This window comes from Bradyrhizobium elkanii WSM2783, from assembly GCF_000472865.1.
Classification (GTDB): domain Bacteria; phylum Pseudomonadota; class Alphaproteobacteria; order Rhizobiales; family Xanthobacteraceae; genus Bradyrhizobium; species Bradyrhizobium elkanii_A.
Map to the genome: position 1 here is coordinate 63,936 of NZ_AXAP01000022.1, position 23,509 is coordinate 87,444.

Sequence of the window (23,509 nt, forward strand, 5' to 3'; positions counted from 1 at the left end):
ACCTCAAGGTTGCGTCCAGTCCTTGCAGGCCTTACCCCCCCTCCTATATGAGGCTCATCGTCGCAATATCGCGAGCATTTGAACGTGTGGGGGTTCGGTTCGGTGCGCCGTCAGGGCCCAGCCAACCTGCCTTAGAAAGAAGGAAATCAGAATCATGGGAAAGGTCATAGGGATCGACCTCGGCACCACGAATTCGTGCGTTGCCGTAATGGATGGCAAGAACGCGAAGGTCATCGAGAATTCCGAGGGCATGCGGACGACGCCGTCGATCGTCGCCCTCACCGATGATGGCGAGCGCCTCGTCGGTCAGCCGGCCAAGCGCCAGGCGGTGACCAACCCTGAACGGACATTCTTTGCGGTGAAGCGCCTCATCGGCCGCCGCTATGACGACCCGATGGTCGAGAAGGACAAGAAGCTTGTCCCCTACAAGATCGTCAAGGCATCGAACGGCGATGCCTGGGTCGAGGCCGACGGCAAGACCTATTCGCCCTCCCAGGTCTCCGCCTTCATCCTGCAGAAGATGAAGGAGACCGCGGAAGCGCATCTCGGCCAGAAGGTCGATCAGGCCGTCATCACGGTTCCCGCCTACTTCAACGACGCGCAACGCCAGGCCACCAAGGACGCCGGCAAGATTGCGGGCCTTGAAGTGCTGCGCATCATCAACGAGCCGACCGCGGCCGCGCTCGCTTACGGTCTCGACAAGACGAAGTCCGGCACGATCGCGGTCTACGACCTCGGCGGCGGCACCTTCGATATCTCCATTCTCGAGATCGGTGACGGCGTGTTCGAGGTGAAGTCGACCAACGGCGACACCTTCCTCGGCGGTGAAGATTTCGACATGCGGCTGGTGAATTACCTGGCCGACGAGTTCCAGAAGGAGCAGGGCATCAACCTGCGCAACGACAAGCTTGCCTTGCAGCGCCTGAAGGAAGCCGCTGAGAAGGCCAAGATCGAATTGTCGTCGACGACGCAGACCGAGATCAACCTGCCCTTCATCACGGCCGATCAGACCGGGCCGAAGCATCTGACGATGAAGCTGACCCGCTCCAAGTTCGAAGCGCTGGTCGACGACCTCGTGCAGAAGACGATCGAGCCCTGCCGCAAGGCGCTGAAGGATGCCGGCCTCACCGCCGGTGAGATCGGCGAAGTGGTGCTGGTCGGCGGCATGACCCGCATGCCCAAGATCCAGGAAGTGGTGAAGCAGTTCTTCGGCAAGGAGCCGCACAAGGGCGTCAACCCGGACGAAGTCGTCGCCATCGGTGCTGCGATCCAGGCCGGCGTGCTGCAGGGCGACGTCAAGGACGTTCTGCTGCTCGACGTGACCCCGCTGTCGCTCGGCATCGAGACGCTGGGTGGCGTGTTCACCCGCATCATCGACCGCAACACCACGATCCCGACCAAGAAGAGCCAGGTGTTCTCGACCGCCGAGGATAACCAGAACGCGGTCACCATCCGCGTCTTCCAGGGTGAGCGTGAAATGGCGGCCGACAACAAGATGCTCGGCCAGTTCGACCTGATGGGCATTCCGCCGGCCCCGCGCGGCATGCCGCAGATCGAGGTGACCTTCGACATCGACGCCAACGGCATCGTCAACGTCTCGGCCAAGGACAAGGCGACCGGCAAGGAGCAGCAGATCCGGATCCAGGCATCCGGCGGCCTTTCCGAAACCGACATCGAGAAGATGGTCAAGGACGCCGAGGCCAACGCGGCCGAGGACAAGAAGCGGCGTGAGGCCGTCGACGCCAAGAACCATGCGGACGCGCTGGTGCATTCCACCGAGAAGGCGCTGGCTGAGCATGGCTCGAAGGTCGCCGAGAGCGAGCGCCGCGCCATCGAGGACGCCGTCAGCGACCTGAAGGAAGCGCTGAAGGGTAATGATGCCGAATCGATCAAGGCCAAGACCAACGCGCTCGCGCAGGCTTCGATGAAGCTCGGCGAAGCGATGTACAAGCAGCAGGCCGAAAGCGATGCCGCCAAGGACGCTGCGAAGGATGACGTCGTCGACGCGGAATTCACCGAAGTCGACGACGACAAGAACAAGAAGTCTGCTTAAGACGCGGGCGTAGGATGATGACCCCCATGCCAAGAGCGCGCCAAGCGTCTCCATGGATGGGGGTCATTTTCGTTAAGCCGAACACTGCATCTTGCCCGACGCATGGTTCGGCAAGAGGATGAATTCGGGCGGGTTTAACTGATGTCCACCAAGCGCTGCTATTACGAGACCCTCGAGGTCGATCGGAACGCGGACGAAACCAAGCTGAAAGCGGCTTTCCGCAAGCTCGCGATGAAATGGCATCCGGACCGCAATCCCGGCGATGCCACGAGCGAGGTGAAGTTCAAGGAAATCAACGAAGCCTACGAGGTCCTGAAGGACAACGACAAGCGTGCCGCTTATGACCGCTACGGCCATGCCGCGTTCGAGCAGGGCATGGGCGGTGGCGGTCCAGGCTTCGGCGCTGGTTTTGCCTCTTCCTTCTCCGATATTTTCGAAGACCTGTTCGGCATGGCCGGGCAGCGCCGTAGCGGTGGCCGCGAGCGCGGCGCCGATCTTCGCTACAACATGGAGATCACGCTCGAGGAAGCGTATCTCGGCAAGACCGCGCAGATCGAAATTCCTGTCTCCGTCACCTGCGAATCCTGCTCCGGCACCGGCGCCAAGGCCGGTACCAAGCCGAAGACCTGCTCGATGTGCGGCGGCGCCGGCCGCATCCGCCAGGCCCAGGGCTTCTTCACGCTGGAGCGCACCTGCCCCGGCTGCCAGGGCCGCGGCCAGATGATCGAAGACGCCTGTCCGTCTTGCTCCGGCTCCGGTCGGGTCACGCGCGAGCGGACGCTGTCGGTCAATATTCCCCAGGGCGTCGAGGATGGCACCCGCATTCGCCTCGCAGGCGAGGGCGAAGCCGGCGTCCGCGGCGGCCCGTCCGGCGACCTCTACATCTTCCTGTCGCTGACCCAGCACGCGTTCTTCCAGCGCGATGGCGCCGACCTGCACTGCCGCGTGCCGATCTCGATGGTCACCGCGGCCCTGGGTGGCGAGTTCGATGTGCCGACCATCGACAAGGGTAAGACCAAGGTGAAGGTACCGGCCGGAACGCAATCCGGCCGCCGATTCCGCATTGCATCAAAGGGCATGCCGGTGCTGCGCTCGCGCCAGACCGGCGACATGTATGTCCAGGTCGTGGTCGAAACGCCCCAGAATCTGACCAAGAAGCAGCAGGAATTGCTGACGGAGTTCGAAAAGCTCTCCTCCGGCGCGACGCAACCGGAAGCGGTAGGTTTCTTCTCCAAGGTCAAGGACTTCTTCGGCACTCGAACGGGTACCTAGCGTGGTCGCGGAAGCGATGGGCGTAACAGTGCCGAAATCCAAATTGGTGCATAGCGTTATCGCCGAACTGCGTTGCGGTTCGGCGGAACAGATGCGCGGGCGATCTGCTTGACCATAACGGCTTCGACCTATACCTCTTTATGACTGTTTTCTGACAGCCGCTCGCGCGGTCCCGCCTGGTAGCGACATGCCCCTGCAATCGTCCGTGCGTCCGTTGAAGAAGCCCCGTCTCGACGACGAGGTCCGCTTCCTCCGGTCATGGATCGAAAAACCGCTGCATGTTGGCGCGGTGATGCCGTCAGGCCGGTTGCTCGCGCGCACGATGGCGCAATATGTCGATGTCAGATCGGAAGGTCCCGTCGTCGAACTTGGTCCCGGGACCGGTGCGATCACCAACGCGCTGATCGAACATGGCGTCGATCAGAAGCGGCTCGTGCTGGTCGAATACAATCCCGGCTTCTGCGCGCTGCTGCGCGAGCGCTATCCGCAGGCCAAGGTGGTGCAGGGCGACGCCTACAGGCTTCGGGAATCGCTCTGGGACGCTTTATCCGCGCCGGCCGCAGCGATGGTCTCCGGCCTGCCGCTGGTCACCAAACCGATGATCACGCGCCTGAGATTGATCCGCGACGCCTTCGCGGCCCTGGCGCCGGGCGCTCCCTTCGTCCAATTCACCTATTCGGTCGTCCCGCCGATCCCGAAATCGCTACCGGGCGTGTCCACAGAAGCTTCCGAGCGGATCTGGATGAACCTTCCGCCCGCCCGGGTCTGGGTGTATCGCAAAGGGCGGTGACACCCGCGCGTCGCGCGGCGGGTCTGCCGAACGCGATTCAAAAATAATGTCTGCGCTGAAAATACTTGTGATCCCGGGGTCGATGCGATCAGGCTCGCTCAACGCGAAGCTCGCGGCCGTTGCCGCGCATGAATTCGCGCAGGCGGGCGCCGAGGTCAGCCGCATCTCTTTGGCCGATTTTCCGCTGCCGATCTACGACGGTGACCTGCAGGCAAAATCCGGCGTGCCGAAGAACGCGATCAATCTCAAGCGCATGATCGGCGCGCATCATGGCGTCCTGATCGTGACGCCGGAATATAATTCCTCGGTGCCGCCGCTGGTCAAGAACACCATCGATTGGGTGAGCCGCGTGCAGGATCCCCATGAAGTTCGCGGTCAGGTGTTTCGCGATCGTGTCTTCGCCGTCGCTGCCGCCTCCGGTGGCCGGCTCGGCGGCAGCCGCGCATTGGCGGCGCTGCGCCTCATCCTGTCGGCCTGTCAGGCCCCTGTGATCCCGAACCAGCTCGCGCTGTCATTTGCCGAACATGCCTATGACGATATGGATCGCTTACGGCATCCCGCCGATATCGAGGCGATGCAGGCCATGGTGCGGCAATTGATCGACCTTTCTCAACGCATGATGTGAGGTGACATGCAGCCAGCCGATATCGCGCCGAAGGACCGATTGATCGTGGCCCTCGATTTGCCCAGCGTCATCGTAGCGGAAGCGATGATCGACAAACTCGGCGACAGCGTGAATTTCTACAAGATCGGCTATCAGCTCGCTTATGCCGGCGGCCTGCCGCTGGTGCGCGCGCTCGCAAGCGCCGGCAAGAAGGTCTTCGTCGATCTCAAGCTGCATGACATCGGCAACACGGTGGCGCGCGGCGTCGAGAGCATCGCGACGCTCGGCGCGACCTTCCTCACCGTGCACGCCTATCCGCAGACCATGAAGGCCGCCGTCGAAGCACGCGCGGGATCGAACCTCAGGATTCTCGCGGTCACGGTGCTGACGTCCTATGACGACAATGATCTCCACGCCGCCGGCTATCGCTTCAACGTTGCGGATCTGGTCGAGGCGCGCGCCCAGCAGGCGCAGGTGCTCGGCGTCGATGGGCTCGTGAGTTCGCCGGAGGAGGCGGCCTCGCTGCGCAAGATCGTCGGGCACCAGATGAAGCTGGTGACACCAGGCATACGCCCGGCCGGTTCCGCGAGCGGCGATCAGAAGCGCATCATGACGCCGTCACGTGCAATCGCCGCCGGCGCTGACTATCTGGTGGTGGGACGGCCGATCCTGGAAGGCGCCGACCCCAAAGCCGCCGCAGAAGCCGTCCAGGCTGAGATCGCACAGGCGCTCGGATAGTAACAAAGGAGAAAAAGGGATGGCCAAGGGATATTGGATCGGACGCGTCGACGTTCACAACGAGGAAGGCTACAAGCCATACATCGCGGCCAACGCGGCCATCTTCCAGAAATTCGGTGGCAAGTTTGTCGTGCGCGGCGGCAAGTTCACCACAGTCGAAGGCCAGAGCCGTTCCCGCAACGTCGTGATCGAGTTTCCCGATTACGAAACGGCGCTGGCTTGCTATCGCTCGCCGGAATACCAGGCCAACATCAAGGTTCGGCAGCCGCATTCGATCGCCGATCTCATCATCATCGAAGGCTACGACGCGCCGCAGTCCTGAGCCGGCCTTCTTCGCGAGAAGGTGACGAGCCACGCGTTGTCCGAATAACAGTCGACAGGAAATGATCCTGCGCGGGATAGCTGATAGGCTTCGGCCAGATGATTGCGACGCCGTCCACCGTATCCACGAGCTTCATACGGTCCGTCGCAGCGATCGCGACCGCAGTCGGCTTTGCCGGCTCCGCGCGCGCGGAGAACATCGAGCTTGGAATGCCCGTCGGCTGCGAGATTGGCCGGACCTGCTACATACAGAACTATGTTGACGACGATCCGTCGCAATCGAGCCGCGACTATAAATGCGGCACGCTTACCTACGACGCACATAACGGGACGGACTTCCGCATACCCTCGCTCGCGGCGCAAAGATCCGGCGTGGACGTGCTCGCTTCCGCAAGCGGCCGCGTTCTTCGCATGCGCGACGGCGTGCCCGACGCCACCGGCAAGCCAGCTCGCGAGGCCGTGCGCGATGTCGAATGCGGCAACGGCGTCCTCGTCGAACATCCTGGCGGTTGGGAAACCCAATACTGCCATATGGCCAATGGCAGCCTGGCGGTGAAGCCCGGCGACGACGTCGCCCGCGGGCAGCGGCTCGGCCGCATCGGTCTGTCCGGGCTGACCGAATATCCTCATTTGCATTTCACTGTGAGGTACAAAGGAACCGTCGTAGATCCCTTCGCCTACGGTGCTGTTCCCGGCTCATGCGGCAGCGGCGAATCGCTTTGGCAGCCCGCGCTCCGCGCCCGGCTTGCCTATCAGGAACGAGCGGTGCTGAACGCCGGCTTCATGAGTGGTCCGCCGACCATGGAACTCATCGAGGAAGCAAGTGCGGAGGGGCAATCCGTATCCGCCGATTCCCCCGCGCTTGTTGCCTTCGTCCGTGCCATCGGACTGAAAGCGGGAGACACCCAGGGGCTGGTGATCAAGGACCCGCAAGGACAAGTTCTCGCCGAAAACCGAGCTGCGCCGCTTCAGACCAACAAGGCACAGTACATGTTGTTTGCGGGAAAGAAGCGCCCGCCGAACGGCTGGGGCCGCGGCACCTACAAGGCAACCTATACTGTCGAACGCGACGGCCAAGTCGTCTTGGAAAAGCAGTTGGAACTAGCGCTATAGCCATGCGGGATGGCGTCCTGAGCGATCCCGCCGGCGGGGTCAGGTTGGACTATCGTTCTGCCCGCCTCGTTTCCAGCTTTTGCTTGCCTATGGGAACGTCTCGCAAGAGACTCGGTTGCCGGAATGGCCTGCGCCCGCTATAGGGCGTGGTGAGGGATAAGCCATGGCCGATATGCGCTTGATCGTTGCGGGGGCCGGCGGCCGGATGGGCCGTGCCTTGACGCGCGCCATCTCGGAGACTTCGGGCGCAGTTCTGACCGGTGCGCTGGAAGCGCCCGGTTCTGACCTCCTCGGAGAGGACGCCGGCATGCTCGCGGGCCTGCCGGCCAACGGCGTCAAATTATCGGCTGATCTTTGGTCGCTCTCGGCCAATGCCGACGGCATCCTGGATTTCACCGTGCCGGCGGCAACGATCGCCAATGTCGCGATCGCGGTCCAGCGTGGACTCGTCCATGTCATCGGCACCACCGGGCTGTCAGCGTCCGACGACGCGGTGATCCGAAGCGTCACCAACCGCGCCGTGGTGGTGAAATCAGGCAATATGAGCCTCGGTGTCAACATCCTGGCGGCCGTCGTCAAGCAGGTCGCCAAATCGCTCGACAATGCCTTCGACATCGAGATCGTCGAGATGCACCACAAGGCCAAGGTCGACGCGCCCTCCGGCACCGCTCTCCTGCTCGGCGAAGCCGCCGCCGCCGGCCGCGGTGTTGCGCTCGAGAAGCACTCGGTGCGCGGCCGCGACGGCCACACCGGGGCGCGCCGCACCGGCGATATCGGCTTTGCGTCGCTCCGCGGCGGCACGGTGCCCGGCGACCACAGCGTGATCTTCGCCGGACCGCATGAGCGCATCACGCTGTCGCACCTTGCCGAGGACCGCATGATCTTTGCGCATGGCGCGATCAAGGCGGCGCTATGGGCACATGGCAAGGAGCCCGGGCTATACTCCATGATGGATGTGCTGGGGCTGTCCGACGTCTAACGCATGATCCGGAAAAGCGGGACCGGTTTTCCGATATGATAATGCTCAAACAAGAACGGAATTTGGAATGAGCGATCGTCTTCTCGTGCTGGTGCGCCATGGCCAGAGTGAATGGAATCTGAAGAATCTCTTCACCGGTTGGAAGGACCCCGGTCTTACCGAGCAGGGTATCGCTGAAGCAAAAGAGGCCGGGCGCAAGTTGAAGGCGCAGGGACTGTCGTTCGATATCGCCTTTACGTCAGTGTTGAAGCGCGCGCAGCATACGCTCGATCTGGCACTCGCCGAAATCGGCCAGACCGGATTGAAGACGCTCAAGGACCTCGCGCTCAATGAACGCGATTACGGCGATCTCTCCGGTCTCAACAAGGACGACGCTCGCAAGAAGTGGGGCGAGGAGCAGGTCCTGATCTGGCGCCGCTCCTACGACGTGTCGCCGCCCGGCGGCGAAAGCCTGAAGGATACGCTGGCGCGCGCGCTGCCCTATTACGTGCAGGAAATCCTGCCCTGCGTGCTGCGCGGCGAGCGCACGCTGGTCGCCGCCCACGGCAATTCGCTACGCGCGCTGATCATGGTGCTGGAGAAACTGTCGCCCGAGCAGATCGTGAAGCGCGAGCTGGCGACCGGCGCACCGATCATCTACCGCCTCAACGCCGACTCCACCGTTGCCTCCAAACTCGACCTGGCGGCGTGAGCGGCAGCGTCGAGATATCCGTTCTCGACGCGCCCGTACCGGACGCAGCCCTCGAGCAACTCGCATCGGTCCTCGTCGATTGTGTCGAGGGCGGCGCCAGTGTCAGCTTCATGGCGCCGTTCTCGCAAGCCGACGGGCGTACGTACTTTCGTAAGGTCGCTGACGCGGTTGCATCCGGCGACGCCGTGCTGCTCGCAGCAAAGCTCGACGGCAGGATCGTCGGCACGGTCCAGTTGGGTCTCGACACGCCACCCAACCAGCCGCACCGCGCCGATCTGAAAAAGATGCTGGTACACCGTTCTGCCCGCGGGCGCGGCATCGGCGCAGCTCTAATGGCGCAGATCGAAGTCGAAGCCATCAGGCGCGGCCGCTGGCTGCTCGTGCTCGACACCGTGCCGGGCGAGAACGGCTATCGCCTCTACAAGCGCGCCGGCTGGACCGAGAGCGGGATCATCCCGAACTACGCGCTGTTTCCTGACGGCAGGCTCTGCGACACGGCGGTGTTCTGGAAGCGATTGGATAAGTAGGAACCCGTAGGGTGGGCAGAGCGAAGCGTGCCCACCATCACAAGCGCAGCATGAAATGGTGGGCACGGCGCAAGCGCCTTTGCCCACCCTACGCAGCTCCGTCGTCATTGCGAGCGCAGCGAAGCAATCCACCTCTTCACGCGTGGAGGCATGGATTGCTTCGCTGCGCTCGCAATGACGGGGATAGAGACGCCGTACCCATCCTACAAGCAACCTCGCTACTGCAATCCCAACTGCCCGGCTTCCCAGCCGAGCATCGCCTGCTTGCGGGTGATGCCCCAATGATAGCCGGTCAGCGCGCCGCTTTTGCCGAGCGCGCGATGGCAGGGCACCACGAACGATACGGGATTGCGGCCGACCGCGGCGCCGACGGCGCGCGAGGCCTTCGGGCTGTTGATCTTGCAGGCGATGTCGGAATAGGACACTGCGCGTCCCATCGGGATCCTCAGCAACGTCTCCCACACCCGCACCTCGAAATCGGTGCCGATCAGGACCACCCGCAGCGGCTGGTCCGGCCGCCAGAGTTTCGTGTCGAAGACGCGCTGTGCAATCGGAGCGGTGCCTTCGGCGTCCTCCACATAGGTCGCGTTCGGCCAGCGCCGGCGCAGGTCGGCAAATGCGGTTGCTTCGTCGCCGGGATCGGCGAAGGCGAGACCGGCGAGACCGCGGCTGGTGGCGATCACGATCGCGGTTCCGAATGGCGAGGGGTGGAAGCCGTAGTTCAGCGTCATGCCGGCGCCGCCAATCTTCCATTCGCCCGGCGACATCGCTTCATGGGTGACGAAGAGATCGTGCAACCGGCCGGGGCCTGACAGTCCTGAATCGAGCGCGGCATCGAGCACACTCGCGGAATCGCGGAGCAGGTTCTTGGCATGGTCGAGGGTGAGCGCCTGCATGAACGCCTTTGGCGTGAGACAGGCCCAGCGGCGGAACAGGTGATGCAGCTCGTCAGGCGTCACACCGGCGGCATCCGCCACCGCCTCGATGGTCGGCTGCGCGCGCCAACGCTCGGAGATGAAGGCAATCGCGCGCCGTACCGAATCGTAGTCGCGCTGCGCGGCACTCTGGAGGCCCGACTTGGCCAAACGCTGATCGTGGATGGCGAGTGTCATCATGGGTGCTGATTTAGGGCGCATGCGGCGGTTCAGCCACCCGTTTTCCGACAACCCTCAATGGATCGGATTGTAGATCGGGCCGCGCTTGGCGGCGTTCAGCGCGGCAATTAAGGCTTTGGCAAAACTAGCTTTTTCGTCTGGACCCAGGAAGCTGCCGATGTCGACCCGGCGTCCCCTGGAAACCAGATAGAGCCGCTCGATGCCGAACTCGGCGTCGACCTGCTGCTCGAACTGCACCCAGAGCGGATTGAGCACCCATTCCGCGATATGGCCGTGATGGTTGACCCGGCGCACCCGCAATTCCGATGGCGTCACTGTGATTTCCTCGCGGGCCTGGGCGGTCCGGAAATTGGCGCGGAAGGCCCAGTAGATGACGAGCACGTCGAGGCCGAAGAAGCCGAACACCGGCCAGGCGCCCATCCACCAGAATACGGCGCCGGCCGCAAAACTGACCGCGCTGACGATGCTCATCAGCACGATGAAGCCGGTACGATTGAGCGAGCGGTGCGGCGTCAGCAGCGCCGAGAACAGCTCTGGTTCAAGCGTGGGGTCAAAGTCGTTGCTAGCAGTCATGGCGTACCAGTATATGGCCGATCATGGCCAAAATCATCCGCGCTCAACGCGCCAGGAAACCCACCGTTCGATCGTCGCCGAAAAAATCGGCAAAGAAGCCGGTGGCGAGGCCACCCGCTCGCGCGGCAAAGAAATCCCTTAAAGCCCAGAAGCCCTGGACTCCGGCCGAAGTGCGCGAAGCGTTCGAACGGTTCCGCAAGGCCAACCCGGAGCCGAAGGGGGAGCTTGAGCATCTCAATCCCTATACGCTGCTGGTTGCCGTCGTGCTGTCGGCGCAGGCGACCGATGCCGGCGTCAACAAGGCGACGCGTGCGCTCTTTGCCGTCGCCGACACGCCGCAGAAAATGCTCGCGCTCGGTGAGGAGAAGCTGCGCGACTATATCAGGACCATCGGTCTCTATCGCACCAAGGCCAAGAACGTCATCGCGCTATCCGAGAAGCTGATCTCGGATTTCGGCGGCCAGGTGCCGCGCACCCGCGCCGAGATCGAGTCGCTGCCCGGCGCTGGCCGCAAGACCGCCAATGTTGTGCTCAACATGGCCTATGGCGAACATACGCTGGCGGTCGATACCCATGTGTTCCGCGTCGCCAACCGCACCGGGCTTGCGCCGGGCAAGACGCCGCTCGAAGTCGAGCTCGGACTGGAGAAAGTGATTCCCGCCGAGTTCATGCTGCATGCACATCACTGGCTTATCCTGCACGGCCGCTACACCTGTCTCGCGCGGAAACCGCGCTGCGAGGTATGCCTGATCAACGATCTTTGCCGGTGGCCGGAAAAGACGGTCTGAGCGATGATGGCCGCCCTCGGCCGGTCGCTGTCTCGGTAGTTGCGTGAGAAGGATGACCTGGGGAATGTACCTTGAGTGAGCAAAACCAAATCACCCCGGCACCCCTGAACCGGATTGCGCCGTCACCGGCTCCGGCGCCTACGGCTCCGCCGCCGAAGCCATCCGCCGCGCCGTCGAGCACGTTGGCGCGGCTGGCCATTCCCGTATTCGCCGTGCTTGCCGCCTTCGCCTTCATTGCGCTCGCCACGCTGCGCTGGGACGAATGGATCGGCGCCGCCACGATCCAGACCACCAACGACGCCTATGTTCGCGCCGAGCTGACGCGCTTGAGCAGCCGCGTCTCCGGCGAGGTGTTGACAGTGGCGGTGAAGGATTTCCAGCACGTCAAGGCTGGAGACCTCCTGGTGCAGATCGATCCCGCGGATTACGAGGCCCAGGTTGCGCAGGCCGAAGCCGGCGTCGCCGCCGCGCAGGCCGCGCTCGACAATCTGAACAATCAGGTCGAACTGCAATACGCGACGATCGCGCAGGCCGAGGCCGCGCAAGTGTCCGCGGCGGCGCTGGAGGTCGAGGCGCGCCAGGAGCAGGAGCGCCAGCAATCGCTGTCGCAAACCGACGCAGGCACGCGGCAGAGGCTCGAACAGGCGACCGCCGCCTATGCAAAGGCGCAGGCCGATGTGCGCGCGAGCCGCGCCGTGGTTGCCGCGCAGCGCCATCAGCTCGAGGTGTTGCAGGGCACCAAGAAGCAGCGCGCCGCCGATCTCGATGCTGCCAAGGCGCAGCTCGCCGCTGCGAAGCTCAAGCTCGGCTACACCAAAATCGTGGCGCCGTTCGACGGCGTCGTCGGGGAGCGGCAGGTGCAGCCGGGCGACTACGTCAATATCGGCACCAACCTGATCAATGTCGTGCCGCTGCCAAATGTCTATGTGATCGCCAACTACAAGGAAACCCAGCTCACACGGGTGCGGCCGGGCCAACCCGTCGAGATCACCGTCGACAGTTTCCCGCGTGATAGATTGCGCGGTCGCGTCGAGCGCATTGCGCCGGCCAGCGGCTCGCAATTCGCGCTATTGCCGCCGGATAACGCCACCGGCAATTTCACCAAGGTCGTGCAGCGCATCCCGGTCCGTATCCGGTTCGACGAAAATCAGCCGCTGCTCTCGCGCCTGTTGCCTGGCATGTCGGTGATCACCAGCATCAACACTGCCGATGCGGGGACGAATGGCGGCAAATGACGACGCCGGCCGTGGACCGGTCTCGCAGGGCGGCATCGCGCGGCAGCCGCTGTTTGCGGTGGCCGCGGTGCTGCTCGGCGCGTTCCTCGCCAATGTCGACAGCCGGCTGACTACGGTTGGCCTGCCGGACCTGCGCGGTGCATTCTCGCTCGGTTTCGACGAGGGCGCCTGGATTTCGACCGCAGGAATCGGCTCGCAAATCTTCATCGCGCCGGCGGTCGCCTGGCTCGCCACCGTGTTCGGCTTGCGCCGCGTGTTGGGCATCCCGAGCCTCGCCTATGCCGGGGTGTCGCTGGTCATCCCATTCGTCGACCATTACCCGACGCTGATCGGGCTCAGCATCGTGCATGGCCTGTTGCTCGGCACCTTCGTGCCGGCGACGCTGATGATCGTGTTCCGGAATCTACCGATCCGCTGGTGGATTCCGGCGATATCGATCTACGCGATCCGGGTTGGCTTCGCACTGGATACCTCGACCTCGCTGGTCGGCTTCTATGTCGATCATCTCGGCTGGCAGTGGGTGTACTGGCAGGGCGTCGTCATCGCGCCGCTGATGGCCTTGATGGTCTATCTCGGCACGCCCAGCGAACCCGTCAACAAGGATCTGCTTCGCGATGCGGATTGGGGTGGCATGCTCCTGCTCGGCAGCTCGGTGTCGATGATCTATGCCGGTCTCGATCAGGGCAATCGGCTCGACTGGCTCGAATCCGGCACGGTGATGGCACTGCTGCTTGGCGGCGCGGCGCTGTTCGTCGTCTTCGTGATCAATGAGACAATGGTGCGGCAGCCTTGGGCGCATGTGAACGTGCTGTTCTCGCGCAACGTCGGGCTCTCGCTGGTCGTCATCCTGCTCTACACCCTCACCAGTCTGTCCAATTCATCGCTGGTGCCGAACTTCCTCGGCACGATCGCGCTGATGCGGCCGGAGCAGAGCGGCGTTTTGCTCTTGACCTACGGTGCGCTGCCGATGTTCGTGCTGGTGCCGATCTCAATCTATCTGCTCAGGCATTTCGATCCGCGCACGGTGGTTGTTATGGGATTTTCGGCCTTCGCGGCCGCCAATCTCTGGGGCACGCAATTGACCCACGATTGGGCGCGGGGGGATTTTGCCGGCATCGTTCTCCTGCAATCGATCGGGCAGTCGCTGACGCTATTGCCGATCATCATCATGGCGCTGGCCAATTCCGATCCGAGCCGCGCCACTGCGTTCGCCGCCTATATCCAGATCATGCGGCTTGGCGGCGCCGAGATCGGCGTGGCGCTGATGGGCACCTGGCTGCGCGTCCGCGAGCAGATCCACTCCAACTATATCGGGCAACACGTCGCCAATGGCGATGTCAATGTCGTGCGCATGCTCAAGCAGCTCGCCGACGAATTCGCGGCACACGGCGTCGGCCTCGCCCAGGCGCGGGCGGTGGGGACGCTGGCGGCGCTGGTGCAGCGCGAGGCCAACGTGCTCGCTTATATCGACGGTTTCTGGCTGTGCTTCTGGCTGGCGATGACTGCGCTGTTCTTCGTCGCCCTGATTACCCGCGCGCCGCCGGGTCCGTTTACGCCGGAGCCGTTCGGCTTTGCCAAGATGGTGATGCGCAAGTGCGGAATGTCGGTGGCCTGATCGTCGACTGCTAGCGCATCGATATTCCCTGCCGCCGCGGCTCGAGCAATTCCGGCCTCGGGCCTGACAGGCGCTTGTGCATGTGGACCATGAAGGCCATGCCGAACAGCGGCGTCGCCAGGTTGACGATCGGAATCGACACGAAGGCGGCGATGATCAGGCCGGCGGTGAATATGGTCGCCGCATTGTCGCGGCGCATCGCCTTGGCCTCAGCCGGCGGCCGGAACCGCATCGCCGCAAGCTCGAAATATTCGCGGCCCAAGAGCCACGCGGTGGCGAAGAAGAAAATCAGGAAGCCGGCGCCGGCGAACAGCACGAAGGGCAGCGCGATCAGGTAGACCAGTATCGTCAGCAGCGCGGTCTTGATGCCCTCGGTCATGGCGAGGTTGAACGGCAGCGCGACGCCGGGCTGTTCGGCCGGATAATGTTCGCGCTCGACATGGTCGGCAACCTCGTCGACGAACAGGCTCGCCACCAGCGAGGTGATCGCAGGCATCAGGAAGATGCCGCCGAGCACCACGCCGAGGCCGGCGGCGATCGATACGATCCAGGAAAGCACGTGGAGCGTGGAGTGGAAGTTGGGGCCGAGCAGGCCTTCGGCCCAGACCTCGCCATAGTCGGCAAACCAGCTCAACAGCCGCTGCAATCCGATTGCGAGCACCGTCACCAATACCAGCGCCACGCCGACCGAGCGCCACAGGATCGAGCGCATCGGCGGCGACAGGATTTGCGTGAGCGCCTTGACGGCGGCATCCAACATCGTGGGTCTATCTCCAAAAAGCCCCTGCGACAGTTAGATATGACCGGCGGCTTCGGCAAGAGCCGGGCCGCCGCCTTCAATCGTGCCGGTGCCCATGCTTGCGCGGCTTCTTGTCCGGTGCGGTCGGGATCATCACGACCCGGCCATAGCGCACGCCGCGTTCGGCGATGACGTGGTCGGCGAGATGGCGGACGTCGCCGGCGGCGCCTTTCAGCGCGGTCACTTCCATGCAGCTATCGTCGTCGAGATGGACGTGCAGCGTCGCCAGCGAGAGGTCGTGGTGACCATGGAAGTTCTGCACCAGCCGCTTTGAAAGGTCGCGTGCGGCGTGGTCGTAGACATACACCAGCGCGGCCACGCATTGCCCTGACGGCGCCGCGTCCTCCGCGCTCTGCTGCAATCCCGCGCGGGCGAGATCGCGGATGATCTCCGAGCGGTTCTGGTAGCCGCGCGTTTTTGCCGCGGCGTCGATCTCGTCGAGCAGATCGTCCTCGATGGTGATGGTGATCCGTTGCATCAGGTATTTCCGATTGGCGCCGCGGGTGCGTCAGTATGATATTCTTGTTGTAACGTCATACTGAGCTTTGTTAGCCTCGACGGGCTGGGTTGAAGTCGAACTGGTTGCCTGTCGGATTGTAGCAGGTTGCCGTGCGGGGGCATGGGCATTGCGTAAACTTGTCGGGTGGGTTTTTCCCGCCGCCTCCCTTGTTGTTCTCACGTCGCCGGCGCAGGCACAAACGGCTGCCAGCCAGCCCGGTAATCAACTTCCTGCGGTCACGGTGACATCGCCGCAGACGACGCCACCAAAGCGGATCAAGCGGGCCGAACAGTCGCACCGTCCGCGCAGCGGGCGAAATCCTCACACAGCCCAATCGGCTCAGCCCGCATCGGCGGCGGGCGGCATCGCCCTCGGTTCGGGACAAGTGGGTGCGGCTAATCTGCTGCCGACCGCCGCGAGCGAGATGCGGATCAGCGGCGAGGAGGTGAATGCGTTGCCGGTGTCGCGCGTCGGCGAGGTCCTGGAAGTGGTGCCCGGCTTGATCGTCACCCAGCATTCCGGCGAGGGCAAAGCCAACCAGTATTTCCTGCGCGGCTTCAATCTCGACCACGGCACCGATCTTGCGATCAAGGTCGACGGCATGCCCGTCAACATGCCGACCCATGGCCACGGCCAGGGCTATGCCGACATCAATTTCCTGATTCCGGAACTGATCAGTTCCGTCAACGTTCGCAAGGGTCCGTACTATGCGGACACTGGAGACTTCTCCTCCGCCGGCAGCATCGGCATCGACTATGTCAACCGGCTGCCGAAGAACATCGCACAGGTGACCTTCGGCAGTTTCGGCTATCAGCGCGCGCTGGCGGCGGGCTCCACGGCGGTCGGCGGGGGTACGCTGCTCGGCGCGATCGTGGCCAACAAATATGACGGTCCGTGGGACGTGCCGGACGATGTGCGCAAGGCGAGCGGCGTGCTGCGCTACAGCCAGGGCACCGCGACCGATGGGTTTACGCTGTCGGCGATGGCCTATTCCAACGGCTGGACGTCGACCGACCAGGTGGCGCAGCGCGCGATCGACCAGGGCCTGATCGGCCGTTTCGGCTCGCTCGATCCGACCGACGGCGGCACCTCGAGCCGCTTCAGCCTGTCCGGCAATTGGGCGCAGTCGAGTGACTACGGCCAGACTCTCGCGAATGCCTATGTGATCCGTTCGTCGCTGCGACTGTTCAACAACTTCACCTATTTCCTCGACGATCCCATCAATGGCGATCAGTTCAGCCAGCTCGATCGCCGCACCGTCTATGGCTTCAATGCCTCCCATGCCTTCGATGCGCGCGTCGCCAGCATCGAGACCCAGACCCGTGTCGGCGTGCAGACCCGCGGCGACGATATCGAGGTCGGCCTGTTCAAGATCTTCCAGCGCGAGGCGCTCTCGACGGTGCGCCAGGACCGTGTGCAGGAAGGCAATGTCGGCTTGTGGGCCGACACCACCGCGCGCTGGACCGACTGGCTGCGCACCACGGTCGGCATCCGCGAGGATTTCTTTGCGGGTCATGTCTTCAGCGACACGCCGCAAAATTCGGGCAATGCGCAGGCCGCGGTGACCAGCCCGAAGGCCGGCATCGTGCTGGGCCCGTGGTACAAGACCGAATTCTACGGCAATGCCGGTTATGGCCTGCATTCGAACGACATCCGCGGCGCGACGATCACCGTCGATCCCACCGATAAGGTGACGCCGCTCGACCGCGTGCCGCTGCTGGTCCGCTCCAAGGGCGCCGAGGTCGGTATCCGTACCAAGGCGATCGAAGGCCTGACCAGCTCGCTCGCGGTGTTCGTGCTCGACTTCGATTCCGAACTCCTGTTCGTCGGCGATGCCGGCACCACCGAGGCGAGCCGTCCGAGCCGGCGCATCGGCATCGAGTGGACCAATCAGTACAGGCCGTTGCCGTGGATGCGCATCGACGTCGATCTCGCCTATACCCGTGCGCGCTTCACCGATTTCGATCCTGTCGGCAACTTCATTCCGGGCGCGCCGGCCTGGATCGCCAGCGGCGCCGTGACGTTCGGCCGCGAGACCGGCTGGTTTGGCGCCCTGACCGCGCGCTATTTCGGGCCGCGTCCGCTGATCGAGGATGACAGCGTGCGCTCGCAATCCTCGCTGATCTTCAACGCCCGGGCCGGCTATCAGTTCGACAATGGCATGCGGCTGCAGCTCGACGTGCTCAATCTCTTCAATGCCAATACCAACCAGATCGAATACTATTATCTGTCGCGCCTGCCGGGCGAGCCGATCGAGGGCGTCGCAGATCGCCACATCCACCCGGCCGAACCGCTCGCGGTCCGCCTGACGCTGGCGGCGCGCTTCTAATCTAGAGCATGATGAGATCAGGTCAAATTGGCGCCACGTCGGAGGTGCCTTACCTCTCCCTATGGGAGAGGTGGACAACCGCGGTCACGCCGATTCAACCAAATGACATCATGCTCTAGGCCGCGAGCTCCAGCGTCTTCACTTCCGTATCCTCAGGCGCAGCCGGAATCGGCGTTTCCTGGTCAGTCGTTTCAGGAACAAGCGGCGGCGACTTTTCGTGAAACACACTGAATTCGCCCGCCACCTCCTCGAGCGGCTTCTGCTTGTCGGCCCAGTGCAGGGCAGTGTAGTCGAAGCCGTGCACGATGGTGGGTTTGACGACCTCGAAATAGGGCGAGATATCGAAGTCGCGCGGCATGTAGAGCGAGGAATCGCGGATGTGCAGGATCTCGCGCCGCGCCTTGCGGCTCGAGGTGCGCGTGATTTTTGGCAGGATCGGATAGCGCACGGCATCGAAGGCCTGCGCGATCAGCGCCGAGCAGATGATCTTGGTGGGATCGCCGGAGCCGAAGGCGATCATCCGCCGCCGCCAGCGCTGCGGCACCGGCAGCGGGAACAGATAGCGCGCAAGGTCGACGATGTTCTTGGTGTCATAGCCGAAGCCGATCCGGTTGATGGCGTAGCGGCACACCGTCTCGCGGTCCTCGTAGGACAGGCCGACCGGGCGGCAGAGGCGGGTATGATAGGGGAAATATTTCGACAGCGGCGCAGCCGTCACGCCCTCGCCGATATTGGCCTCGATCAGCACATGCGGCTCGCCGTCAGGCTCGCAGGCGCCGTCGACCGGACCGACATAGAGCGCGGCGTGCGACCAGGTCGATTGCGTGAGGTATTTGATGATGCCGGAAATGCGGTTGTTGCCTTCGACCAGCAGGACATCGCCAGGCTGTATCACGCCGCGCAGATGCTCCGGATCGCTCGGCGTGAACGGCTCGTAGCCCGGGATCTCCTTCTGCAGGTAGCCCGCGATCACCTGGCCGATCGTGTCGAGCATGACGCCCATATGCTTCCCCCTGCGCGGCTTGCCCTTCCGCTTTTTGGTTCCTTATCATGGTCGCGAGCGGTTGCAATTTAGTTCATCGACGCAGCCGATCAATCATGATTGATTCACCATGATGGTTGCTGCGCCGCATGAGATGCGGCAAGGTTCGCGGGCTGTTCCCATTTGCTTCAAGCCTGCGGAAACCATGATATGACAATCACCCGCCGCAACTTCCTGTCGGCGTCCGCGGGCATTGCCGTTACTTCGCTTTCTGCCGGCCGCGCTGGAGCCGCGCCGCCGGCGCGCGATGCTGACATCGTGGTCATCGGCGCGGGCGCCGCCGGCATTGCTGCGGCGCGGCGCGTATTGGCGGCGGGCCGCAAGGTGATCGTGCTGGAAGCCTCAAGCCAGATCGGCGGCCGCTGCCAGACCGACAGCTCGACCTTCGAGGTTCCGTTCGATCGCGGCGCGCGCTGGGTGCACAATCCGGAGACCAATCCGATGCTCCGCCTCGCACGGACCGCGGGGCTCGAGCTGCTGCCCGCGCCGTCGGGCGAGAAGATCCGGATCGGCCGCCGTAACGCACGTCCCGGCGAGACCGAGGAATTCCTAGCCGCGCTGGTGCGCGCCAATCGCGCGATCGACGATGCCGCGCGCCGAAGCGACGTATCCTGCGCCTCGGTCTTGCCGAAGGAGCTTGGCGATTGGGCAGGCACGGCGGAGTTCGTGCTCGGCGCCAGTTTCAGCGGCAAGGACCTCAAGGAGGTCTCGGTCGTCGACAAGGCGCGGGCGCAGGACCGCGACAACGCAGTCGCCTGTCGGCAGGGGCTCGGCACGCTGATCGCGAAGCTCGGCGCGCAGTTGCCCGTGGCGTTGTCGACGCCCGCCACCCGCATCTCCTACAGCAATCGCGACGTCGAGGTGAACACGCCGTCGGGCAAGATCCTCGCGCGCGCCGCCATCATCACGGTGTCGACGAATGTGCTCGCGGCCGGCAAGCTCAAGTTCGATTCCGAACTTCCCAAGCGCGTGGTCGATGCGGTCGCAAAGCTCAGCCTCGGCAGCTACGACCGCATCGCGCTGCAGATGTCAGGCAATCCGCTCGGGCTTGCGCACGATGATGTCCTGATCGAGCAGAGCAACTCGACGCGTACCGCGCTGCTCTACGCCAATGTCGGCGGTTCATCCTTGTGCACGATCGACGTCGCGGGCTCGTTCGGCCGCGATCTGTCGGCAGAGAGTGAGCAGGCTATGATCGCATTCGCGACGGAATGGCTGAAGAAGCTGTTCGGCAGCGATGCGGTGGCCGGCATCAAGAAGTCGAGCGCCACGCGCTGGAACGCTTCGCCCTATATACTGGGTGCGATGTCGGTGGCCGCACCCGGCGGGCAGGCCGCACGGAGAGCGCTAATCGATCCGGTCGGCTGCATGTATTTCGCCGGCGAGGCCACGCATGACACCTTGTGGGGCACCGTCGACGGCGCCTGGGAGAGCGGCGAGCGGGCCGCGGAAGCGGCGCTGCGCCGGATCGGCGCATTGCCGGCAGCGCCGGCGGCGGCAGCACCGTCGCCACAGAAGCAGCGCAGGCGCGCACCGCCGGCGCAATCGGCTCAGCCGCGAGGGCTGTTCGACTGATGCCGCGGCCGAAGGCGCTGATCTCCTGGTCCAGCGGCAAGGATAGCGCGTTCGCATTGCATGAAGTGATGCAGACGGGTGAGTTCGAGGTCGTTGGCGCGCTGACGACCGTCAGCGAGACCTTGGAGCGCGTCGCGATCCACGGCGTGCGGCAGCAGATCTTGCGCGCGCAATGCGAGGCGGCGGGGCTGCCGCAGCGAATCGTGCCGATCCCATACCCCTGTCCCAACGACGTCTATGAGGCGCGCATGGGTGAAGCGGTCGCGCAGGCCCTCGCTGAGGGCATCACCCACATGATCTTCGGCGATCTCTTCCTCGCCGATATCCGGGCCTACCGCGAGCAGAAGCTGGTTGGCACCGGCATCACGCCGATCTTCCCGCTGTGGGAGCGGCCGACGCCGGCACTGGCGCAAGTCATGATCGCAAGCGGGCTGGAAGCCTATCTTGCGACCGTTGACCTGAAGCGGCTGCCTGCCGAATTCGCCGGCCGCCGGTTCGATGCGCAGCTTCTCGCCGATCTCCCCGATGGCGTCGATCCATGCGGCGAGAATGGCGAGTTTCATACGTGTGTGGTGGCCGGCCCGATGTTCTCGCACCGGATCGCAGTCAGCGCCGGCGAACGGGTGCAACGCGACGGCTATGCGTATTGCGATCTGGTGATTGCGTAGCAACGTGGGGTGGGCAAAGGCGTGCGGCCCCGTGCCCACGGTTCAACCCGCGCTCGCTGTTGGACCCTCATCCTGAGGAGCGGCCGGTTGGCCGCGTCTCGAAGGATGAGGCCCCGCCCGACGGGTTAAGCGATTTATTTTTCACGCGAGGGCTGGACGGACGTTCGGGTGATTTGCCCGTCGGGTTGATTTGTCGCACCCGCTGCACCCACATCGTCATTGCGCGCCGACGCGGTGACTTGCAATGACGGCGGGTGATCCGGAAAGTGGAGACCGGTTTTCCCTCGCAACAAACGCGAAGCGTTTGCGCGGAGATCATGCACTAGAGCTCGATGTCATTTGGTTGAATCGGCTTGGCCGCAAGTTCACCTCTCCCGAAGGGAGAGGTCGCGCCGGAGGCGCGGGTGAGGGGTTAGGGTCCCTCGATAGAGCAGATCCCCTCACCCGGCGCTACGCGCCGACCTCTCCCTATGGGAGAGGTGAGAAGAGGCAGCGCCCGTGGGAACACAATTCGACCTTATCTCATCACGCACTAGTCGGAAGGCGTGTACCCGAGCGGCTTCCGTTCTTGAGGGCAAAGCAGCCATAGGTTGAAGACATCGGGGGTGTCGCCTGATTGATCCTCGATCCGACGTGCATTGATCTAGATCAAACGCAGGCGGCGGGATCGCGCTTTAAGGAACAATATCGGGTTGGCTGGAACTGTTGCACGCAGTGGCAGGCAGAGGAGGATCGCAATGTTCTTCTTTCAGGAGGGCTTCACCTATCGAAATTTCCTGCTGGACGTCCTCACCATATTCTTCTTCATCGTGTGGTTCTGGCTGCTCATTACCGTCGCTTCCGATCTATTCCGACGCCACGACATTTCCGGCTGGGTCAAGGCGCTATGGGTGATAGGATGGATCATATTTCCATTCATTTTCATGCTTGCATACCTGATCTTTCAGGGAAGAGGCATGGCGGAGCGCAACTTGCAACAAGCTCGGCAGGCGCGCGACGAACTCAGGAGCGCGATTGGTTTCAGCGCCGCAGATGAAATCGAAAAGCTCGGTCGGCTGAAACAGGCTGGGTCGATCAGCGACGCCGAATTTACACGGCTGCGCGCTCGGCTCGTGCAGTAGTGCTGCTCGGCTCTTCGTCGCGACGATATCCTTGCTGTGCTGCACACAACCCCTGTAGCATGGTCGGCGATCACCGTGATCGCCGTTGACATGCGACTCACACCGGCAGCTTCAACTCCATCAGGTCCTTTGCTACCACGATGCGGCCGGAAAAATTCTTCTTCACGTCTTCGGTCCAATTCTCGTCAGTGACCAGCGGATCGTCTCCGGGGACGAAATGGCTCATCACCAGCACCTTGACTCCCGCGGCCGCCGCCACGCGGCCGACATCCTCGGTCGTGGTGTGACTCTCGAGAAGATGCTTCTTCAGCGTTGCGCCGTTCTTCGTTTTAGCGACCAGCCGATCGACGGCAGGCAGATACATGCATTCATGCACCAGCACGTCGGCTCCCTCAGCGAATTCAGCGAGCTTCGGATTGTAGGCAGTATCGCTAGAGAACACGATGGTGCCATCGGGCGTCTCTAACTTGTAGGCAAAATTGTCAACGATGGGTGGGTGCGGCGTGCGGAAGGCCGTGACCGTCACCTCGGATGTCTTCAACACCACACCGTCGTCGATGTCCTTCGCGATCAGCAATTTGCGCGGATCGGGCCGGCCTTCATCCTCGATCCGGGTCTCGACATCGAATTTGTTCAGCTCCCAGAACGCCTTCGTCATCGCCTCGATCCCCTTCGGCCCAAACGAATGGATTGGCGTGGATAGCCCGGCGGCCCAGGCATTGTAGAAGAGGTTGCCGTACTCGAGATTGTGATCGGAATGATGGTGGGTGATGAGGATGTATTTGATGGAAGGGATTGGCACGCCCGCATTCACGAGCTGACGGCTCACCCCCATGCCACAATCGATGACAAACGGCGTGTCGTTGACCACAACGAGGTTGGCGGGATTTGAAGCGCCAATGCCGACGCGCGGGCCGCCTTTGGTGCCGAGAAACACGGCGCGCGTTCGAGGCTTTGCGGCCTGTGCCAGCGCGGCCGGTGCGGCAAGTGCGGCGGCGCCGCCGAGCGCCAGTTTTAGCGCATTCCGGCGATCGATCATGGATTCCTCCCTTGGCTTTTTTC

General features: G+C 63.4%; 23 protein-coding genes. 17 read left to right on the plus strand and 6 right to left on the minus strand.

The annotated features are described in order from the left end of the window. Nucleotides 1–154 precede the first annotated feature (154 nt). From dnaK to YY7_RS0120255, 10 genes are all read left to right on the plus strand, one after another. Nucleotides 155–2,053, plus strand: coding sequence for a molecular chaperone DnaK (dnaK, locus tag YY7_RS0120210; RefSeq protein ID WP_028164804.1), 1,899 nt, complete (start codon nt 155–157; stop codon nt 2,051–2,053). Nucleotides 2,054–2,194: 141 nt separating this feature from the next. Further along, nucleotides 2,195–3,325 (plus strand): molecular chaperone DnaJ, encoded by a 1,131-nt coding sequence (gene dnaJ / locus YY7_RS0120215; protein WP_028164805.1) that lies wholly within the window; start codon nt 2,195–2,197, stop codon nt 3,323–3,325. A gap of 187 nt (nt 3,326–3,512) precedes the next feature. After that, a complete protein-coding gene (locus YY7_RS0120220) occupies nt 3,513–4,115 on the plus strand; it encodes a class I SAM-dependent methyltransferase (RefSeq protein ID WP_028164806.1) in 603 nt (200 codons plus the stop codon). 46 nt (nt 4,116–4,161) lie between these two features. Continuing rightward, nucleotides 4,162–4,740, plus strand: coding sequence for an NADPH-dependent FMN reductase (locus YY7_RS0120225; RefSeq protein ID WP_028164807.1), 579 nt, complete (start codon nt 4,162–4,164; stop codon nt 4,738–4,740). A gap of 6 nt (nt 4,741–4,746) precedes the next feature. Next, a complete protein-coding gene (gene pyrF / locus YY7_RS0120230) occupies nt 4,747–5,457 on the plus strand; it encodes an orotidine-5'-phosphate decarboxylase (protein WP_028164808.1) in 711 nt (236 codons plus the stop codon). 19 nt (nt 5,458–5,476) lie between these two features. Then, nucleotides 5,477–5,779, plus strand: a complete 303-nt coding sequence (locus YY7_RS0120235) for a DUF1330 domain-containing protein (protein WP_028164809.1) — start codon at nt 5,477–5,479, stop codon at nt 5,777–5,779. Between the two features lie 98 nt (nt 5,780–5,877). After that, nucleotides 5,878–6,891 (plus strand): M23 family metallopeptidase, encoded by a 1,014-nt coding sequence (locus YY7_RS0120240; RefSeq protein WP_051396812.1) that lies wholly within the window; start codon nt 5,878–5,880, stop codon nt 6,889–6,891. Nucleotides 6,892–7,054: 163 nt separating this feature from the next. Beyond that, a complete protein-coding gene (gene dapB / locus YY7_RS0120245) occupies nt 7,055–7,870 on the plus strand; it encodes a 4-hydroxy-tetrahydrodipicolinate reductase (protein WP_028164811.1) in 816 nt (271 codons plus the stop codon). Between the two features lie 67 nt (nt 7,871–7,937). Next, nucleotides 7,938–8,561, plus strand: a complete 624-nt coding sequence (locus YY7_RS0120250; protein ID WP_028164812.1) for a 2,3-bisphosphoglycerate-dependent phosphoglycerate mutase — start codon at nt 7,938–7,940, stop codon at nt 8,559–8,561. Beyond that, complete coding sequence (locus tag YY7_RS0120255) at nt 8,558–9,088, plus strand: GNAT family N-acetyltransferase (RefSeq protein WP_245287338.1); 531 nt, start codon at nt 8,558–8,560, stop codon at nt 9,086–9,088. The genes YY7_RS0120250 and YY7_RS0120255 overlap by 4 nt, the downstream gene beginning before the upstream one ends. Before the next feature lie 218 nt (nt 9,089–9,306). Here YY7_RS0120255 and YY7_RS0120260 read toward each other — a convergent pair whose 3' ends face one another. Then, nucleotides 9,307–10,203, minus strand: a complete 897-nt coding sequence (locus tag YY7_RS0120260; RefSeq protein WP_028164814.1) for a methylated-DNA--[protein]-cysteine S-methyltransferase — start codon at nt 10,201–10,203, stop codon at nt 9,307–9,309. A gap of 54 nt (nt 10,204–10,257) precedes the next feature. Then, entirely contained in the window at nt 10,258–10,776 is a 519-nt protein-coding gene (locus tag YY7_RS0120265) for a DUF2244 domain-containing protein (protein ID WP_028164815.1), read from the minus strand. 23 nt (nt 10,777–10,799) lie between these two features. Between YY7_RS0120265 and nth the strand changes: the two genes are divergently transcribed. The 3 genes from nth to YY7_RS0120280 all read left to right on the plus strand — a co-directional run bounded on the left by nth (nt 10,800) and on the right by YY7_RS0120280 (nt 14,414). After that, entirely contained in the window at nt 10,800–11,564 is a 765-nt protein-coding gene (gene nth, locus YY7_RS0120270) for an endonuclease III (protein WP_028164816.1), read from the plus strand. Nucleotides 11,565–11,635: 71 nt separating this feature from the next. Further along, nucleotides 11,636–12,799, plus strand: a complete 1,164-nt coding sequence (locus YY7_RS0120275) for an HlyD family secretion protein (protein WP_028164817.1) — start codon at nt 11,636–11,638, stop codon at nt 12,797–12,799. Beyond that, nucleotides 12,786–14,414 (plus strand): MFS transporter, encoded by a 1,629-nt coding sequence (locus tag YY7_RS0120280; RefSeq protein WP_028164818.1) that lies wholly within the window; start codon nt 12,786–12,788, stop codon nt 14,412–14,414. The genes YY7_RS0120275 and YY7_RS0120280 overlap by 14 nt, the downstream gene beginning before the upstream one ends. Before the next feature lie 10 nt (nt 14,415–14,424). On the opposite strand, the gene YY7_RS0120285 is transcribed toward YY7_RS0120280, so the two are convergent. Together YY7_RS0120285 and nikR are read right to left on the minus strand one after the other, a co-directional pair. Next, the gene (locus tag YY7_RS0120285; RefSeq protein WP_028164819.1) at nt 14,425–15,174 is read right to left on the minus strand and encodes a sulfate transporter family protein; all 750 of its coding nucleotides are present in this window, start codon (nt 15,172–15,174) and stop codon (nt 14,425–14,427) included. Nucleotides 15,175–15,250: 76 nt separating this feature from the next. Beyond that, nucleotides 15,251–15,691, minus strand: coding sequence for a nickel-responsive transcriptional regulator NikR (nikR, locus tag YY7_RS0120290; protein WP_028164820.1), 441 nt, complete (start codon nt 15,689–15,691; stop codon nt 15,251–15,253). A 445-nt stretch (nt 15,692–16,136) separates the two neighbouring features. On the opposite strand from nikR, the gene YY7_RS52280 reads away from it, so the two are divergent. Further along, complete coding sequence (locus tag YY7_RS52280; protein ID WP_155255253.1) at nt 16,137–18,041, plus strand: TonB-dependent receptor; 1,905 nt, start codon at nt 16,137–16,139, stop codon at nt 18,039–18,041. A 115-nt stretch (nt 18,042–18,156) separates the two neighbouring features. On the opposite strand, the gene YY7_RS52285 is transcribed toward YY7_RS52280, so the two are convergent. Continuing rightward, a complete protein-coding gene (locus tag YY7_RS52285) occupies nt 18,157–19,044 on the minus strand; it encodes a YiiX/YebB-like N1pC/P60 family cysteine hydrolase (protein WP_035690494.1) in 888 nt (295 codons plus the stop codon). A 189-nt stretch (nt 19,045–19,233) separates the two neighbouring features. Between YY7_RS52285 and YY7_RS0120305 the strand changes: the two genes are divergently transcribed. The 3 genes from YY7_RS0120305 to YY7_RS0120315 all read left to right on the plus strand — a co-directional run bounded on the left by YY7_RS0120305 (nt 19,234) and on the right by YY7_RS0120315 (nt 22,447). After that, on the plus strand, nt 19,234–20,658 hold the full coding sequence (locus tag YY7_RS0120305) for a flavin monoamine oxidase family protein (protein ID WP_028164821.1): 1,425 nt from the start codon (nt 19,234–19,236) through the stop codon (nt 20,656–20,658). Continuing rightward, nucleotides 20,658–21,326 (plus strand): ATP-binding domain-containing protein, encoded by a 669-nt coding sequence (locus tag YY7_RS0120310; RefSeq protein WP_028164822.1) that lies wholly within the window; start codon nt 20,658–20,660, stop codon nt 21,324–21,326. Before YY7_RS0120305 ends, YY7_RS0120310 begins: the two co-directional genes overlap by 1 nt. 737 nt (nt 21,327–22,063) lie before the next feature. After that, complete coding sequence (locus tag YY7_RS0120315) at nt 22,064–22,447, plus strand: SHOCT domain-containing protein (RefSeq protein ID WP_028164823.1); 384 nt, start codon at nt 22,064–22,066, stop codon at nt 22,445–22,447. Nucleotides 22,448–22,544: 97 nt separating this feature from the next. Here the strand turns inward: YY7_RS0120315 and YY7_RS0120320 are convergent, their stop codons facing one another. Next, nucleotides 22,545–23,486 (minus strand): MBL fold metallo-hydrolase, encoded by a 942-nt coding sequence (locus YY7_RS0120320; protein ID WP_028164824.1) that lies wholly within the window; start codon nt 23,484–23,486, stop codon nt 22,545–22,547. Between the last annotated feature and the right edge of the window lie 23 nt (nt 23,487–23,509).